Origin of the sequence: Streptococcus sp. 2018110, assembly GCF_019754115.1 — a bacterium.
GTDB classification, from domain to species: Bacteria; Bacillota; Bacilli; order Lactobacillales; family Streptococcaceae; genus Streptococcus; species Streptococcus hashimotonensis.
On the sequence record NZ_JAIJZO010000004.1, the window covers coordinates 93,754 to 108,852 of the forward strand.

Below are 15,099 nucleotides of genomic sequence, written 5' to 3' on the forward strand. Positions count from 1 at the left end.
GAAACATATTGAAAGGCGTATTTACAAAACTAGACACTTTCCATACTATGCAAACCTAGAAAACAAATCTTTTAAATTTTTTTATATGGTGATGCACGGTATCTGAATTTTGATTTTTACTAATAATTTTCAATCAACGTTTATATCTGATACCACTTAAGGTATTTTGAAGTGAAATAATATCGTCACTAGATAACGCCTTACCATCTAGTGTCACTTTTTGAATGACATCCGGTTCATCAAGAATATTTAATTCAAAAGTATCACCTTGATTTGGGGCTTTTAGTTGATATTTATCAAAAAAACCTGATTTATGCTGAAGTTCTTTAACCGCAGAATATATTTCGAGTTCTTGTTCTGTAAGACTATTTAACATCAACTCGGTGTACTCGGCTTTAGAAGTTCTATCTATTATTTCATCATTTTCAAAAAAACTAATAAATTCAGTTAAAAAATCTTGATACCAATAATCTACTACAAGAGTTTTGACATATTCAGGATTCACATAAGAAGAATAATCAAAATCATTGGAGTATTCACTATAGCCGCCAACACCATATTTTGAATCAAGAAATTCAGTATATTCAGGAAAAGTTGACATATCAAATAAACTCCAAGTGCTTACATATTCCTTGAAATCTTCTAGTGTTAATATTTCTTGTTCATCCTCATCCCTATATTTATTTAGTTCTTTGATAATGGATGAAGAATACTTTTCCCAAAATTCAGGCAATGTATCAGGGATATATATATCTTCTTTTTTTTCATCAGACAAATCTAAATTAAAATATACTTCATAATTTAATGGAGACAATTCAGCAATAGAAATGATTATCTTAAAGAATAATTCTACTGTTGGAAACCTTTTTTCGTTTTCAATATTTGAAACATAAGGTTGTGATACTCCAACACTTTTTGCTAACTCTACTACTTTTATATTTTGCCGTTTACGCAAAGATTTCAAATAATCGCCTATCATTTTAACTCCTCCTTCAAAAAGCATTATAACAAGAAATATAACTATTGACAATCAAAAATAACAGTGCTATTATAAATATAACAAGTTATATTTCTTGTTATATTCTAAAGGAGGATTTCTATGAAAAACAATCTAAGAATTATTTTGGCAAAGCAACGTAAAAAGGTCTTAGACGTCCACGAAGCGACAGGTATATCAAAAACAACTCTAACAGCTTTGTACTACGAACGTACTAAAAATCCTGAAACAGAAACTTTGCTAAAAGTTGCCAATTATTTAGGCGTGACGATTGACGAACTACTAACGCCAGAGGAGTAGAAAGGACCAAACATGGAATTAGTTTACATGGACGGCAAGAAAGAGCCGTACACAACCAGCGAGATTATCGCTGAATGCGCAGAGGTACAACACCACACCATCACGCGCTTAATCAGAGAGCATAAAGTAGATTTTGAGGCTTTAGGAATACTTGGATTTGAAATCCATAAATTAGACACTAGAGGACAGCCTAAAAAATCCTATATTTTGAATGAGCAACAGGCTACTTTGCTGATAACCTATCTCAAAAATACCGAACCTGTAAGAGAGTTCAAAAAGAACCTAGTTAAAGCATTCTTTGAGTTACGTAAAGAGGTGGCAGAATTTCGCTATCAGAGGGCACTAGAGAAGCCCAAGCGCAAGACTTTACACGATAGCATAGAAACATGGGAACAAGCTCCCAAGCATGCACACCCAACCGTTAACAATTTGCTACTAAAAGGCGCTAGCGGATTGAATAAAAAGCAACTTATGGCACAACGTGGCGGACATAACGGCATTGACAGCTTAACAAGTGCTGAGCTAGTCAGATACCAAGCCTTGGAGGATATGGCTATCGCTATGATTAACCTAGACATGAGTTACCAAGATATTAAAACAATGGTATTCAGACAGAAAACGGAGGTAGCACAATAGGCATACTAACAGCACTACTACACCTTTTACTATGGGCATTTATAACAGATAACCCAGAAGATGATTAAAAACGCACCCAGCAGGCGCGTGAGAGCAACAAAAAAGGCTTATACAACCGACCAAAGTTCCAAGCCTTTTCACACAATTAAACTAAATCACAATAATAGGGCAGGCAAGCCGTTATTAAAGGGATTTTAGTAATTTATTGATACTTAGATTATAGCATGATTTAAGTATATTGACCATACGGAGAGACATAACTCTTAAAATGACAGACGCAAGAAACCAATTTGAAAAGAACCTATTACAGCCTATGCTTACAAGTTGGGCGACCGAGAGCATGAGGCAATTACACAGAAAAATATGATAACGAGGTATCAAAATATGGCATTAAGCACACGAAACATTAAGCAACAGGGCAACCAAATTGCTGAGTTGCTCCCACGAATTGAAATTATCCAACAGCTAGGCAATGCTTTATTACTTGCTGATAACGCTGGAGCAGATAGCACTATTTTACATCATCAAACAAAACAAGCATTTAGCGTTATTTTTGAAATGACTGAACAGCTATATAAAGACTTAGATTTAATCGCTTGTAAGTTGATAAATTGTGATGATGATAAAGAATTGGAGGTTATTAGACGACATGAACGATAAGATTTTAAGTAACTATGAATTGCTATGTACTGAGTTAGAAAATGTTATCAGTACTTTAGAGATAGCTATTAGTGATATTAACCCAGATAAAGCAATATCCCTTGTAACAGTAGCAACCAATGGGCTAAAGCATCTTGTTTCAGAACACACAGAATTATCAGATAAATTTTTCAAGGAGTATGGTAATGAATTTAAACGACATGACACAACAAGAATTTGATGAACTTCTAGCAGAGGTAAAAGAAAATACTCCTAATCTATTTCAGTTTATCGAGGATTTTGTAGATAAAAAAGTGACACACGAAGAAGTTAGTGTTTATTTATCTATGACCTCTGACCAGCGACAAAACTATATTGACAACTATCAAGCGAGGTAAGACATGCAAAATGAACTATATCTAACACCAACACAAAGTATTATCTTGATTGTCGTATGTTTGGCTATTCTCGTCTTGTTATGGCGTTATGAAAGCTATATTGAGCTTGATATTAGTCCACAAACTGACAAGGTGGAGGAAAACACCACAGCCCACGCACAAGAGCGCTATGGGGCTTATGTATGGCTTGTTGGTAAGAAATTTAACTAGGAGGCATTTTATGATTTACACAATAGACATTTACCCAGACAGGCAAACGGAGGTAACAGAATGACACTACCACCATTACCAGAGAATTATAGGCGCGTGCTTAATCTTATCAAAGTAGGAGCTGACAACCCTACCACAGGGGCAGAGATAGCCCTTATTTTGAAGTTAGAGGAAAGGACAGTACAAAGTATCATTAGCCGTTTAATCACGCGCTACGGTGTCCCTATCATTGGCGTAAGACATGGCTTTAATCGTGGTTACTTTATCCCAGCAGATAAGGCGGAGCTATTAGATGGCGCTAAAGCCTTTTACAATCAAGTACAAGAAGAACAAAAGCGCCTAAGTGTTTTGTTAAATGCTGACCTTGACAGCTATAAGAAACTACTGAAAGGGGCTGATATGAATGTTTAGCCTAAGCAAAGAGAGCGAAAATAGTCTAAAACGTGGCATATTAAAGCTTATATCTGAATTTCTAAAAAATTATCTAAAGCCCAAACCACGTATAACAGGCTTAATCACTCCCAAACAGATAAAAGACGAGCTGGATGTAGATTATAAAACTTTGCAACGTTGGGAGCGTGCAGGTTTGAAAAGGCTAACTCCTCCTATCGAGGACACGCGCAAAGTCTTTTATAAAATCGACGACCTTTTAATATTTTTAGGAGCTGAGAAATGACAATATATGAAACCCGTGGCTTTGGGTCTTTACTTTATCCATACAAGGGAAAGCTAGAACCTTTTGAATATATCTCTAATTTTAAACCCTTGGAAGTCCCTAAAGGTACTGATTTAGAAGAATATAAGCGAACACAAGCCCCCTACTGTTTAAGTGGTAAAGTCACGCCAGAGAAAAACGGTAGCTATAAGCGAAACAATGCAAGTCTTATTTATCGTGATTTGATTTTCCTAGATTATGATGAGATAGATACAGGCGTGAACCTACCTAAAACCGTTTCTGAGCGACTTTGGGAGTATAGTTATATTATTTACCCAACTATCAAACACACCGCAGAAAAGCCCCGTTATAGGCTTGTAGTAAAGCCTAGCCATAACATGAATGAGACAACCTATAAGCAGGTAGTCAAGGAGATAGCGGATAAGGTTGGGTTACCGTTTGATATGGCAAGTCTTACATGGTCACAGTTACAAGGCTTACCTGTAACCACAGGCGACCCAGAAGAATATCTGCGCTATATTAACCATGGGGAAGATTATCCAGTACCAAAAGCAAGGCAGAACCGAGCAACTCAAAAGAGCACTACTCCTTACACACCTAAAACCAACGGTCAGAAATCTATCACAATGCGCGTGATAGATACCCTGTTACATGGCTTTGGAGACGAGGGAGGGCGTAACATAGCACTCACGCGCTTTGTGGGGCTGCTGCTTAATGAATGGGTTGATTGTGACGTAGAAACAGCCTATGAGCTTGCACAGATAGCTAATAGCGTTACTAATACTCCCATACCACAAAGAGAGCTAGATAGAACTTTTGAAAGTATTGTAAAATCTGAAATTAGAAAGAGGTCGAGAATGTGAATATCAATGAATTACAACAGGAATTAGATAATGCTAAACAGATTAAAAAGCCCCAAACCATGAAAGAACTATACCAACTGTTACAGTCATTAGGTGAGACATGGCGAGATGAACACAAAGAGGAAAAGGAAATCACCAAAGGCAACAGAAAAGGCGAGGTAGAAACCAAAATACCACGCCCTAGTGTTGCTGAGGTGGCTAATATTTTACTTAGAAATTGCTACTTTACCTTTATTGGATATAGTAAGCTGACCGATAGTAGCCAGCTATATTTTTACCATTTAGACCTAGGCTATTATATCGCTAGCCGTGATATAGTCAATAAACTTATTCTAAAATTTGACAGCAGACTAACATCTAAGAGATTTACCGAAGAAGTGATTATATTTCTAAGGACAGAAACAAAAATCAAGCCCCCTATGCAGGAAAGCTATCTAATACCAGTCAGAAATGGTATCTTTAACTTACATACCAAACAATTAGAACCATTCAGCCCTAAACATGTTATCACAACAAAAATAACTACAGCATACAACCCAGAGGCTCAAAAGCCTTTACTTGGTGGCTGGTTTGATTTTGATAAGTGGTTAGGTACTCTTGCTTGTGGCGATAAAGAAATCATCACACTACTTTGGCAAGTCATGAACGAGGCTATCAATCCCAACCGCACGCGCAAAAAGATGGTCATTTTAACTGGAGATGGTAACAACGGAAAAGGGACATTTCAAGCCCTATTAGAAAATCTGATAGGCAAGGAAAACATCAGCAACCTAAAACCCGACCAATTCCAAGAACAGCACCTACTTTCAGCCCTTAATGGAAAAGTTTGTAATATTGGTGATGATATTTCTGATAAATACCTTGATAGTGTTTCTGACCTAATGAGTATTGTTACAGGCGATACTATCCAAGTAAACCCTAAACATTTACAGCCCTATGAGGCTACTTATCGCCTTTTATGTATCTTTTCCGGAAATGGTATCCCTAGAAGTCGAAACAAGTCACAAGGCTGGTATAGGCGGTTATGTATCGTACCCTTTAACGCTGATTTTAATGGCACAGTGGAGCGCCCAGAAATCAAAGACGACTTTATTAAAAACAAAGAGCTTTTAGAGTGGGTACTCTATAAAATCCTAAATATGGCAGAGTTTGATAAATTCATTGAACCTAAAGCAGTTAAAGACATGTTAGATGAATACAAAGAGGACAACGATTTTTATTATTCTTTTGTCGTTGGTACTTATATCCCTAACGGTTATCATGAGTTGCAACATGTACCACTACCCATTATCAAGCAATGGCTAGAAGAATTTACAGAGGATGAGGGTATTAAGAACGCTAACCTATACGGTTACGGTAAGAAAATGCTTGCTGTACTGAACAAAGAAAGCGACGGTACTTATACAATAAAATCTGGGCGAGTACCAATAGAAGATTATGAAATATTAGATCCAAACGAATTTTATGGCAGAAAACTAGGCGGAGTACCAAAAGGGATACATAGAGATTACATAGAATAGTAAGAGGGTTCAAAGTTTGTGACCGTGTGACCAAGTTGTGACCAAGATTTTCAAAGACGGTCACACGCTGAAACCCTTGATAATACTGACTTTTTCCCTTTATTTTTTATAAATGTGACCGTGTGACCATCTTTTTTATTTATATATATAGGAGTTGGAAATCATTTCATCTTTTCTATATAAATAATTTTTCAAAAGACGGTCACAAGATTTTGACAGCACCTAAACCCTTGGTACTACTAGCTTAAAAGGTGTGACCAAGTTTTTTCAAAGATGGTCACAAACAGCAAAAGTTTACATAATTTATCTTAAAATAAGAAAGAGAGACTAAAAATGACTGAAAACCACTACCTAGAACAAGCGGAAAAAGACAGACTGGAACTTGAACAGCACCGCTTAAATTATATGGCTGGTGATACACCTATTGATCCTAGCGATATTCCTAAACTAATGGAAATAGCCCAAAAGTTACAGGCGGAGGATACAAGTCTAAATATCTATGAACTGTACAAGCACCCAGAGGCGCGTGCTAAGCTATTCTCACAGGTAGCTGAGGCTTGTTATATGACTTTAAACCTATCACCAACACAAGCCCAAAGATTAGCATTTTGCAACTATCTAGAACAGCAATACGAAAACAGCTTAAAAAAAATGATTGCCAACACAGACAAACAGGCACTAGGTGAGTTACTAGATTTGTTAGAGCTACCAGAAGAAACTGAAAAACAATTTATCCGAGATATGGCAGTCAGTGGGCTACTAGCCAAAGATTGAACAGAGAGGCACGCGCCTCTTCTGTTGTTTAATCAATAAATTTGGGTTTTGCCAATAAGGGAGGGGAAAATGATTGAATTGACCATAGAAAGCATAACCAAACCACTGAAACAAAAAAGCTTATCAAAAATATCTGGTAAGTTAAAGGGGGTAGGTATCATTATTGACCTTAATAACCTAACTATTTACTACGATAGCCAACAGATAAACCTAACCAGCATACCTGGAACTTATGGAGGTGTCCGCTACTTCTTTCTTTGTCCTATTTGTGAAAAGAGGTGTAGAAAACTATTCAAAAATAGCCTTATCTTTGCTTGCGGTACTTGTCAAGATAGGCATAGGGCAACTTTGAACCGTAGTAAAACAGACTGCCAGTATTATTTTGAACTTGCTTTCAAAGAGGCTAGAAAGATAGACCCCTGTTACTATCCAGAAAAAGGGTACGTTGATTATGATAATTTTCCTAGCCGTCCAAAAAGAATGAGGTCTAAAACATACTGGAGACATTACAGAAAGTTTACTAGCTATTTAGATAAAGGGGTGAGCTATTGGTTGGGTGGACTAAAATAGCAAGGTGCATTTATAAAATAAACAAATAAAGAGCGTTCCGTTATTTCCCAAACAAATAAACTGACTTAACAGAGGCGTTAAATAGTACTATTGCCATATTTTTAGGGTGCATAGTTTGGAACGTTCCTTATTTTACAGATAGCAAAGCGTTCTAAAAACTGATGAGATTATGGCTAGGTACAGAGCAAGATTTTAACAAGATTAGGTCAATAAATAATGATGATATTTTAGTATGTATTACGTGCTGGATTGAGTGCTTGAACAACGAGGGAACAGCGAGAAAATGCCCAATCGAACAAAGGACGAACCAAAGAACACGCGCTATTTTTGATATAATCATAGTCATATCGAGGTATTAAATTATGTTTGAAATCAATATGACAATTAACGAGCAACTAAGAAACGCTAGAGACTTAAAGCCATTCATTGAAAGCCTAGAAGTCGAGCTAGTACAGGTAAGGAAACAATTCAAATCACAACCAGCACTGCTTGCCCCACAAGAAACTGAGATATTAACAGCTATCAGAGAAATCACAGCTAGACGGCAATATATGGCGGACTTAATCAATCAGTTATCAGACGAGAAACAACGTAAAATTTTAACCTTACAATATATCGAAGGAGTAAAAACCAAGCATCTAGTAGAGGCAAGTGGTCTAAAAGATGATAGAGAAGTTTCTAGCATTAGACAAAAAGCTATTAAGAACTTAGAAAAGTTACTAATAAAAATAGAACAGCCAGAGACTTAAAATAAGCCCTATTTTGGCGCGTGTTTAGCCTTGACCGATAAATTAACCATACAGCAACTAAAAGCCCTTAGAAACGATTTTAGGGGCTATTTTTGATAACTAACATTAGACAAATTATCATTCTTTTTACTTGAATACGTGTAACACGTATGATATAATAATCTTGTCAGGAGGTAAAAGCGCTATGCCTATGACACAAAAAGAAATGGTTAAACTTCTTACCGCCCACGGTTGGATAAAGACCAAAGGAGGTAAGGGGTCGCACGTTAAACTTGAAAAAGCAGGCGAGCGACCTATAACCATTCCCCACGGTGAAATTAACAAATACACTGAACGGGGTATCAAAAAGCAAGCAGGGCTGTTATAAAGACAGTCCCCAGCTTGTCTTTATTTTGGAGGTAAACTATGCTTGTCACTTATCCAGCTTTATTTTATTATGACGATACAGACGGAGCTAGCTCCCCTTATTTTGTCACTTTCCCAGACTTTGAACATTCAGCAACTCAGGGCGAAGATATGGCAGACGCTATGGCAATGGCTAGTGATTGGTTGGGGATTCATCTAGCTGATTATATTGAGAATGGGCGAGATATTCCCACTCCTACCCCTATTAACACTCTATCATTAGCAGATAATAACCCTTTCCGTGATGATGAGGATATAGAGCTAAACTATGACCCTAATAAGTCTTTTATCTCTATGGTTATGGTTGACGTTGCCGAGTATTTAGGTAGCCAAGAACCTATAAAGAAAACTCTAACTATCCCACGTTGGGCGGATACTTTAGGGCGTGAGCTAGGATTGAATTTTTCACAAACCCTAACAGACGCTATTGCAGATAAGAAAATTCATGCTTAACACTATCTAACTTATATGATAGGGCTAAACCAGTACACTAAAACAGATAAACTGCTAAGGTGTGAGGTTAGCCCTATTTTGTATTTTTACACAATAAAGGAGTAATTTTAACATGGCTAAACCTAAAGAAAAATGGACACCAATAATAACCCACATTGTCCCTAAAGGTACTGAACTAGCAGACGGCACAATATTAGACAAAGAAACCACCTTATCACAAGAAGAATTTGCTAAAAATCCCCCTGTTATTCCAGATGGACATCCTTTTTATGATATATGGGCTAGGATAATTAGAGAGAAGATAGAAAAGGGTAAGCTATAGCACCCAGATACAGTAGGAAACAGTAAAATACAGTAGATTTCCGCGTGATAATCGCTTGAAATTGACTTGTTAAGGTCAACAAAATTGATAACCACGCGCTTTTAAGCTACTCACTTTACGATTGATAAAACCAAAATACGGTAGATTTGTGGTTATCATCTAGTGGTTGACTACCACTATTTTTATCAAAATAGCTATTTTGCCAACAATGTAGAAAGTTTTTAACTGAAATTTGTACAAAATCCCCAAATTGCTAATAATGGTTACCAACAACTGGGTTAATACGTGTTATAATATATCCACAGCTGGAGGCTTGCATAGTCTAGCCGTTTTGGGAGAGTTAGCCCATGAGGTCATGCTCTCCCTTTTTTGATATAATAAGCCTATCAGATAAGCAAAAGAAACTAAAAAAGCGTAGCTGATGACTACGCTAGTTCTTGCCTGCTGAACTCGTAAATTATTGACCTATTTTAGGTCTTTTTTTGTTCACCTTTTTGTGGACTTTGGGAGACTGTTAAAGAAAATTTATGACTATAATTTTTCTAAAAGTCCACAAAAATATAGCCCACAAACGCCTATTTCAAGCCTTTCCTAGACATTCTAAAGAATCTCTTCAAATGTCATGGTTTTACTCCTTTGTTGTTTATAAATCTTGATTTAATAAGGTTTCTGTAACCTTGTAATGCATTGATTTAGAAAGTTGTTCACCCAAAGGTTATTGATAATTTTTCGTAATATGAAACAGCATCTTTTTTCTGCAGGTCATCTTCTGTCTCCGATTTTACTGGATATTCCGTTTATACAGGGGTGCTTCTTGCTAGAAAGCAGAAAATATCCATAATTTGATTAAAAAGAAACAAATAGGGATGAATTCGAGCGATTGAAAGGTCAATCGGTATTCTGATATACTTTCCTTGCCCCTTTGGGATAGAAAGGGGGTGAAGTGTTCTAATGGAACTTTTTATCATCACGTTTGTTGCTCCTTTGCTGGTATCTATCCTGACAGCATTGTTTGAGTATTGGCTCAACTCACGCAACAAATAACCCTAGGGCATAGCTTGAAAAAGCTTAGAGCCAAAAAGAAAACCCTCAACGCTGCAACGTTGGGGGCTTTTTGTGTTCCTTTGGAACTCTCATCATCATTACTTAGAGTATAGCACCCCTTTATTCAATTGTCAAATGGTTTATTTACGTTAGCGATTCATAGACTATCTCTGAATTGGCAAAATATAGTCTAGTATCAGAATACCACCGCAGTTTACCTGACACGAGGGGCTAGCATAACGCGCCGAAGGTGACTTCTTATTTCCAGTCTATCAATCGAACCCTATAAACCTCACTCTATTATACCAAAATATGCCTTCTATTTCTTTTTCCTTACCAACAAAACCGCAGTTCCAATCCAAAAGGCCATAGCTGGAAGAATGACCAACATCAGATTGAGCCAAACTGGAACGGTCATGACCATATTTACCACACCGCCAACAATCATAAAGAGATAGGTCGGTAAAAAGACATAGCGGACTAATTTTTCCTTTTGGAAAAATAGCAGAGCGAGACCGAGCAAGGTGAGTGGTACTAGAAGCCCCCAGCCAGTCAAGACAAGGTCAGGTTCCTTGGGCATTGCCCAGAGACGAAGTCCACAAATCACGAGAAAAAGAAGGGGGATGCAGAGAAAACTTGCCCAAACCTTGATTTTGCTGGTCTGGTAAATCAAACCGCGAATGATGAGGAAAATCCCAGCGGGGAGGAGGAGGCTAAGTACCGCGTCGCAGATCAAGTCCAGCCAGTTGAGGGAGATGGTTCCTGTCCCTGCAAAATCCATCAGCCATTGGCTACCAAGGTAAATAATGAGCATGAGGCCACTCAGGTTTGCGACTTCCCTGAAACCAATCGGAGGGAGGTAGCTGAGTAGGTCATCCGCCATCTGCTTGCTGTCTTTACCCAGAAAATCCTCCGACGAAAGCCCGTCTTTTTGGGCTTCCAGAACATCTTGGTAAATGGATAAGAGCTGGGCAGTCACTGCTTCTTCCTGCTTGTGAAACACAGAGGCAATCATCATATAACCATTGATACGGCCCATATACTCCTTGTTTTCCTTGGTCAATTGGCTTTCAATCACTTCAATCTGCTTGCGGTATTCCATTTGTTTGCTCATCTTATTCTCCTTTCAATCGCTGAACTTTTTGGACCAATTCCGTCCACTGGCTCCAAAAATCTTCTAGATAAGCCTTTCCTTGGTCTGTCAGATAAAAATACTTTCTATCTGGCCCGTCTGGCGAGGGCTTATTCTGACTAAAAATCAGGTTATTTTTCTCTAACTTCTGAAGGAGGGGATAGACTGTCCCTCCGACCATGTTTTCAAAGCCCTGATTTCTCAACTCCTGGACCAGCTCATAACCATAAATCTCCTTTTGGCTGATTATCTGCAAAACACAGCCATCTAGGACACCTTTCAGCATCTGTGTTTCTTTCATAACCCCTCCTCTTCCTCTGCAAAAAATCCAAACAGCAAGCCTGACGCCAACATGATGCCTAAGATCAAAATAGAATCCAAGGCCCAGCCTGTTATAATGGCCGTCACAAGCGTGATAGCTGCCAGTTTCCAATTTTCCCGGCTTTTCTTATCCAGTTTCATACTGCCTCCCCACCTAGTTTGTAATACCAACTAGTTTGATAAAAATAAAAGTGATTTTCTTTGTCTTCTATCACTAGTTTGTTTTACCTATTAGCTTTGTATCTATAGTCTAACACAAGGTAGCTAGTTTGTAAAACAAAATAGTTAAAATTTGTAAAGAAAGTCATAACCACCCGTGAAAACGGGTAGCTTGTACACTGACTATAAGCCGTTTCTCTCCAGCGACGTCTAAAGACGTTCGCTGAACTTCGTTCAGGTTAGTGCTATAATTACTTGACTAATGCCCGTAACAACGGGCTTTTATCTTGTTCTAAAACTGCCATCTGAAAATGGATCTTCATACTCTTTGACACTCAATTTATCAAGTGCAATGTCATTTTTCTCCTGCTCGCGAATGTATTTCGCAACTGTCTTTTCGTTCAGCCCAACGGTACTAACATAGTAGCCTCTAGCCCAAAACTTTCGATTTCCATACTTATATTTCAAATTAGCGTGTTTATCAAATATCATTAGAGCACTTTTACTTTTCAAATATCCCATAAAATCGGAAATCGAAAGTTTTTGGGGTATCAAGACAAGCATATGAACATGGTCTGGCATCATGTGTCCCTCAATGATTTCCACGCCTTTGTATCGACATAGATGACGGAAAATATCAATTAAGTCCTGCCTTATTTTGTAGTAAATGGATTTTCTACGGTACTTAGGTGTGAAAACTATGTGATATTTGCACATCTATTTGGTATGTGATAAACTGTAACTGGTTTTAGCCATTTCTTTTTCCTCCTTTATCTAACCTGAACAATTAGATTATATCAGGAAAAAGAAATGGAAGCTCAAAGCCTTGTCAGCCACCAGCATAGCTGGTGGTTTTCTTGTTTTTCTCTACGAGAAAAACTGGCTCGAAGACATAATAAAAAACTTGGGTCACCCCAAGTTTAGGAAATAATTTGTTTGTAAGACCGTGTCGTGATGGCATAGACCACTAGGTAGAGGAGGAGATAGCCACCACAGATGCCTGCAGTCACCTGCAACATAAGCCCTGCATTGACCACACCAATAGACAACAAGATAGACGAGAGCATCTTGTAGGCAAATGCAAGATGGACAAAGGCAAGTAGGATAGGTAGGAAAAAGACGGTCAGCAATTGCTTGCGAATGGACTGTCTCGTCTGATCCTCATCCAGACCAACCTTGGTCATAATGACGAAGCGATCTCTGTCTTCATAGCCTTCTGAAATCTGTTTGAAGTAAATCACCAGCACCACCGCCATCAAAAAGATGAGCGAAAGTAAGAGGCCGATGAAGAAAAGTGAACCTGCAAAACTGAAGAAACTACGCATCGCATAGGCACGGTAGGCGAGACTGATGGCGTTCGTTCCATTCGGTAATATATTGGACTCCCAAAGCTCACTTTCAAAGGTACCGGATAAGAAGACCTCCTGGCTATTTACCTGTTCTTCTTCTGATAAACTACTTTCAAAGCCCATATAATAGCGATTTTCGGCTAGATTTTCAAATATTGTCAAATCTTGAACAACAATGACTAAATACTTACTAAAATTAAAAGTCACATGGTCAGGCAGATGTCCCAAGGTCACATTCTTGGGCAAGACTTGGGCAACTTTCATCTCCTTTTCATCAAAGGTGAGGGTTTGACCAGCTTGATACTGGACTCCCTTACTATAAATGGCCACTTGGTCAGCTGCCAACTCCAGTTTTTGACTAGTCATTTTTTCATATGTAGCTTTATCCAAAATATAGCCTACACCTACTTGATTAGAAAAATCCATCCATGACTCTTTTTCTGTCAAAAATTTTACTTGCTGATTTGTCACCTCAGAAAAATAGGCTTGCTGATAAGGATAGACCACCTTACTTTCAACAGGAATATCTGTCTCTTCTAAGATAGCTTCCGCCCACTCCTCCCACTTCTCCGTTTGAGCTTTTGAAGTGGTTGGTTGCATTCCAAAATCAATAGAATAATCATTTGGATTTTGATTGGCGATATAATCTTTACCACCGATGTAAATATTGAGTCCTCCAACCATGGTCACCAAAAACATGCTAGAGAGGATAGTAATGGTCGCAAGGCCCAGAGCATTTTTACGCATACGGAAAATCAAGTTGGATACAGAAATAAAATTCTCAGGCTTGTAGTAATAAGTCTGACGGTTCTTTAGCCAGTTTAAGAGACTGATAACACCTGCTTGGAAAAGCAAATAAGTCCCAAGGATAACCAGAAGAGTCGCTCCAAAGAAACTCGGAACCGCCTGAAAAGGATTGGTCACTAGCTGGGCAATGGCATAGCCTGACCCCAGTAAAATAATAGCTAAGAGGGTTTGTAGCCAGAGGAAGCCTGTTGGCTTGTCCCCACGCTTCTTGCCCTGAACTAGTTTGAGTGAGTCGGTCAAGCCCAGTTTTCCAATATTAAAGAGGCTGACCAAGGCAAAAATCCCAAAGAGATAGATAAGTACAGTGACTAGACTTTTCAACTGGAAGGTTGAAGCTAGAACCACAGGCATCTGCATGGCTTTCAGCAAGAGGGCATAGAAGAGTTTATCTAGAGCCAATCCCAAGAGCAAGCCAGATAGAATGGTACCGACTGAAAAGACCAGATTTTCTAGAAAAGTCATCAAGAAGAGATGTTTTTTCTCCAGACCAAGAATGCTATAGACACCAAACTCTTTTGACCGCTGCTTCATAACAAAACTATTGGCATAGAAGACCATGATGGCAACGGCCAGCATAACCACAATCATACCAAAGCCCAGCACTTGAATCACCCCGTTGGCCCCCTTGACCTGACCTAAATCAGGATGAAAGGCAAGCGAGGCAAATATATAGGCAATGGCTGTAGACAAAATGGTCATCAGGGCATAGGGAAAATAGAGTCTGCGGTTCTTTTTGAGATTGGTCAGAGCCAATCGAAAGGTTAGTCCAAACATA

The 15,099-nt window shown here is 38.3% G+C and carries 23 protein-coding genes; 17 read left to right on the forward strand and 6 right to left on the reverse strand.

Going from position 1 to position 15,099, the window contains the following annotated elements; genetic code table 11:
• Positions 1-133: 133 nt before the first annotated feature.
• Positions 134-979, reverse strand: a complete 846-nt coding sequence (locus tag K5Q34_RS04405; RefSeq protein WP_024402455.1) for a helix-turn-helix transcriptional regulator — start codon at positions 977-979, stop codon at positions 134-136.
• A gap of 120 nt (positions 980-1,099) precedes the next feature.
• On the opposite strand from K5Q34_RS04405, the gene K5Q34_RS04410 reads away from it, so the two are divergent.
• The 17 genes from K5Q34_RS04410 (at position 1,100) to K5Q34_RS04485 (ending at position 10,556) form a co-directional block, all read left to right on the forward strand.
• Positions 1,100-1,297 carry a helix-turn-helix transcriptional regulator gene (locus tag K5Q34_RS04410; protein WP_024402456.1) on the forward strand — a complete coding sequence of 66 codons (198 nt, stop codon included), beginning with the start codon at positions 1,100-1,102 and terminating at the stop codon, positions 1,295-1,297.
• Between the two features lie 12 nt (positions 1,298-1,309).
• Positions 1,310-1,933, forward strand: a complete 624-nt coding sequence (locus tag K5Q34_RS04415; RefSeq protein WP_024407495.1) for a Rha family transcriptional regulator — start codon at positions 1,310-1,312, stop codon at positions 1,931-1,933.
• Positions 1,934-2,317: 384 nt separating this feature from the next.
• Entirely contained in the window at positions 2,318-2,593 is a 276-nt protein-coding gene (locus K5Q34_RS04420; RefSeq protein WP_024407494.1) for a hypothetical protein, read from the forward strand.
• Positions 2,583-2,813 (forward strand): hypothetical protein, encoded by a 231-nt coding sequence (locus K5Q34_RS04425; RefSeq protein WP_024407493.1) that lies wholly within the window; start codon positions 2,583-2,585, stop codon positions 2,811-2,813. Before K5Q34_RS04420 ends, K5Q34_RS04425 begins: the two co-directional genes overlap by 11 nt.
• Entirely contained in the window at positions 2,773-2,970 is a 198-nt protein-coding gene (locus K5Q34_RS04430; protein ID WP_024407492.1) for a hypothetical protein, read from the forward strand. The genes K5Q34_RS04425 and K5Q34_RS04430 overlap by 41 nt, the downstream gene beginning before the upstream one ends.
• 3 nt (positions 2,971-2,973) lie before the next feature.
• On the forward strand, positions 2,974-3,180 hold the full coding sequence (locus K5Q34_RS04435) for a hypothetical protein (RefSeq protein ID WP_172115143.1): 207 nt from the start codon (positions 2,974-2,976) through the stop codon (positions 3,178-3,180).
• 60 nt (positions 3,181-3,240) lie between these two features.
• Positions 3,241-3,591, forward strand: coding sequence for a hypothetical protein (locus tag K5Q34_RS04440; RefSeq protein WP_136670076.1), 351 nt, complete (start codon positions 3,241-3,243; stop codon positions 3,589-3,591).
• Positions 3,584-3,856, forward strand: coding sequence for a transcriptional regulator (locus tag K5Q34_RS11760; protein ID WP_105257014.1), 273 nt, complete (start codon positions 3,584-3,586; stop codon positions 3,854-3,856). The genes K5Q34_RS04440 and K5Q34_RS11760 overlap by 8 nt, the downstream gene beginning before the upstream one ends.
• The gene (locus tag K5Q34_RS04445) at positions 3,853-4,719 is read left to right on the forward strand and encodes a primase alpha helix C-terminal domain-containing protein (RefSeq protein ID WP_172115145.1); all 867 of its coding nucleotides are present in this window, start codon (positions 3,853-3,855) and stop codon (positions 4,717-4,719) included. Before K5Q34_RS11760 ends, K5Q34_RS04445 begins: the two co-directional genes overlap by 4 nt.
• Complete coding sequence (locus tag K5Q34_RS04450) at positions 4,716-6,239, forward strand: DNA primase family protein (protein ID WP_172115147.1); 1,524 nt, start codon at positions 4,716-4,718, stop codon at positions 6,237-6,239. Before K5Q34_RS04445 ends, K5Q34_RS04450 begins: the two co-directional genes overlap by 4 nt.
• Before the next feature lie 333 nt (positions 6,240-6,572).
• Positions 6,573-7,013, forward strand: coding sequence for a hypothetical protein (locus K5Q34_RS04455; RefSeq protein ID WP_172115149.1), 441 nt, complete (start codon positions 6,573-6,575; stop codon positions 7,011-7,013).
• Positions 7,014-7,082: 69 nt separating this feature from the next.
• Positions 7,083-7,583 carry a hypothetical protein gene (locus tag K5Q34_RS04460; protein ID WP_024407484.1) on the forward strand — a complete coding sequence of 167 codons (501 nt, stop codon included), beginning with the start codon at positions 7,083-7,085 and terminating at the stop codon, positions 7,581-7,583.
• Between the two features lie 362 nt (positions 7,584-7,945).
• Positions 7,946-8,332, forward strand: coding sequence for a sigma-70 family RNA polymerase sigma factor (locus K5Q34_RS04465; RefSeq protein ID WP_172115151.1), 387 nt, complete (start codon positions 7,946-7,948; stop codon positions 8,330-8,332).
• A gap of 184 nt (positions 8,333-8,516) precedes the next feature.
• Entirely contained in the window at positions 8,517-8,699 is a 183-nt protein-coding gene (locus K5Q34_RS04470) for a type II toxin-antitoxin system HicA family toxin (protein WP_024402467.1), read from the forward strand.
• A gap of 38 nt (positions 8,700-8,737) precedes the next feature.
• Positions 8,738-9,190 carry a type II toxin-antitoxin system HicB family antitoxin gene (locus K5Q34_RS04475; RefSeq protein ID WP_172115153.1) on the forward strand — a complete coding sequence of 151 codons (453 nt, stop codon included), beginning with the start codon at positions 8,738-8,740 and terminating at the stop codon, positions 9,188-9,190.
• 112 nt (positions 9,191-9,302) lie between these two features.
• On the forward strand, positions 9,303-9,512 hold the full coding sequence (locus K5Q34_RS04480) for a BOW99_gp33 family protein (RefSeq protein WP_024407482.1): 210 nt from the start codon (positions 9,303-9,305) through the stop codon (positions 9,510-9,512).
• A 951-nt stretch (positions 9,513-10,463) separates the two neighbouring features.
• Positions 10,464-10,556 (forward strand): type I toxin-antitoxin system Fst family toxin, encoded by a 93-nt coding sequence (locus K5Q34_RS04485; protein WP_109371243.1) that lies wholly within the window; start codon positions 10,464-10,466, stop codon positions 10,554-10,556.
• A gap of 319 nt (positions 10,557-10,875) precedes the next feature.
• On the opposite strand, the gene K5Q34_RS04490 is transcribed toward K5Q34_RS04485, so the two are convergent.
• From K5Q34_RS04490 to K5Q34_RS04510, 5 genes are all read right to left on the reverse strand, one after another.
• Entirely contained in the window at positions 10,876-11,670 is a 795-nt protein-coding gene (locus K5Q34_RS04490; RefSeq protein WP_172115155.1) for a hypothetical protein, read from the reverse strand.
• A 1-nt stretch (position 11,671) separates the two neighbouring features.
• Complete coding sequence (locus K5Q34_RS04495; RefSeq protein ID WP_024408398.1) at positions 11,672-11,989, reverse strand: PadR family transcriptional regulator; 318 nt, start codon at positions 11,987-11,989, stop codon at positions 11,672-11,674.
• Positions 11,986-12,150, reverse strand: a complete 165-nt coding sequence (locus tag K5Q34_RS04500) for a hypothetical protein (protein ID WP_221864571.1) — start codon at positions 12,148-12,150, stop codon at positions 11,986-11,988. Before K5Q34_RS04500 ends, K5Q34_RS04495 begins: the two co-directional genes overlap by 4 nt.
• 300 nt (positions 12,151-12,450) lie before the next feature.
• Positions 12,451-12,885 (reverse strand): IS200/IS605 family transposase, encoded by a 435-nt coding sequence (tnpA, locus tag K5Q34_RS04505; RefSeq protein ID WP_253214084.1) that lies wholly within the window; start codon positions 12,883-12,885, stop codon positions 12,451-12,453.
• 203 nt (positions 12,886-13,088) lie between these two features.
• Positions 13,089-15,098, reverse strand: coding sequence for an ABC transporter permease (locus K5Q34_RS04510; RefSeq protein WP_221864572.1), 2,010 nt, complete (start codon positions 15,096-15,098; stop codon positions 13,089-13,091).
• Between the last annotated feature and the right edge of the window lies 1 nt (position 15,099).

Bases quoted from the DNA above. Each gene is read 5' to 3' on its own strand.
- K5Q34_RS04485 (WP_109371243.1), top strand. From the start codon at position 10,464: ATGGAACTTTTTATCATCACGTTTGTTGCTCCTTTGCTGGTATCTATC.
- K5Q34_RS04470 (WP_024402467.1), top strand. From the start codon at position 8,517: ATGCCTATGACACAAAAAGAAATGGTTAAACTTCTTACCGCCCACGGT.
- K5Q34_RS04460 (WP_024407484.1), top strand. From the start codon at position 7,083: ATGATTGAATTGACCATAGAAAGCATAACCAAACCACTGAAACAAAAA.
- K5Q34_RS04440 (WP_136670076.1), top strand. From the start codon at position 3,241: ATGACACTACCACCATTACCAGAGAATTATAGGCGCGTGCTTAATCTT.
- K5Q34_RS04420 (WP_024407494.1), top strand. From the start codon at position 2,318: ATGGCATTAAGCACACGAAACATTAAGCAACAGGGCAACCAAATTGCT.
- tnpA (WP_253214084.1), bottom strand. From the start codon at position 12,885: ATGTGCAAATATCACATAGTTTTCACACCTAAGTACCGTAGAAAATCC.
- K5Q34_RS04490 (WP_172115155.1), bottom strand. From the start codon at position 11,670: ATGAGCAAACAAATGGAATACCGCAAGCAGATTGAAGTGATTGAAAGC.
- K5Q34_RS11760 (WP_105257014.1), top strand. From the start codon at position 3,584: ATGTTTAGCCTAAGCAAAGAGAGCGAAAATAGTCTAAAACGTGGCATA.
- K5Q34_RS04430 (WP_024407492.1), top strand. From the start codon at position 2,773: ATGGTAATGAATTTAAACGACATGACACAACAAGAATTTGATGAACTT.
- K5Q34_RS04480 (WP_024407482.1), top strand. From the start codon at position 9,303: ATGGCTAAACCTAAAGAAAAATGGACACCAATAATAACCCACATTGTC.
- K5Q34_RS04455 (WP_172115149.1), top strand. From the start codon at position 6,573: ATGACTGAAAACCACTACCTAGAACAAGCGGAAAAAGACAGACTGGAA.
- K5Q34_RS04435 (WP_172115143.1), top strand. From the start codon at position 2,974: ATGCAAAATGAACTATATCTAACACCAACACAAAGTATTATCTTGATT.
- K5Q34_RS04475 (WP_172115153.1), top strand. From the start codon at position 8,738: ATGCTTGTCACTTATCCAGCTTTATTTTATTATGACGATACAGACGGA.
- K5Q34_RS04425 (WP_024407493.1), top strand. From the start codon at position 2,583: ATGAACGATAAGATTTTAAGTAACTATGAATTGCTATGTACTGAGTTA.
- K5Q34_RS04445 (WP_172115145.1), top strand. From the start codon at position 3,853: ATGACAATATATGAAACCCGTGGCTTTGGGTCTTTACTTTATCCATAC.
- K5Q34_RS04405 (WP_024402455.1), bottom strand. From the start codon at position 979: ATGATAGGCGATTATTTGAAATCTTTGCGTAAACGGCAAAATATAAAA.
- K5Q34_RS04465 (WP_172115151.1), top strand. From the start codon at position 7,946: ATGTTTGAAATCAATATGACAATTAACGAGCAACTAAGAAACGCTAGA.
- K5Q34_RS04500 (WP_221864571.1), bottom strand. From the start codon at position 12,150: ATGAAACTGGATAAGAAAAGCCGGGAAAATTGGAAACTGGCAGCTATC.
- K5Q34_RS04495 (WP_024408398.1), bottom strand. From the start codon at position 11,989: ATGAAAGAAACACAGATGCTGAAAGGTGTCCTAGATGGCTGTGTTTTG.
- K5Q34_RS04410 (WP_024402456.1), top strand. From the start codon at position 1,100: ATGAAAAACAATCTAAGAATTATTTTGGCAAAGCAACGTAAAAAGGTC.
- K5Q34_RS04415 (WP_024407495.1), top strand. From the start codon at position 1,310: ATGGAATTAGTTTACATGGACGGCAAGAAAGAGCCGTACACAACCAGC.
- K5Q34_RS04510 (WP_221864572.1), bottom strand. From the start codon at position 15,098: ATGTTTGGACTAACCTTTCGATTGGCTCTGACCAATCTCAAAAAGAAC.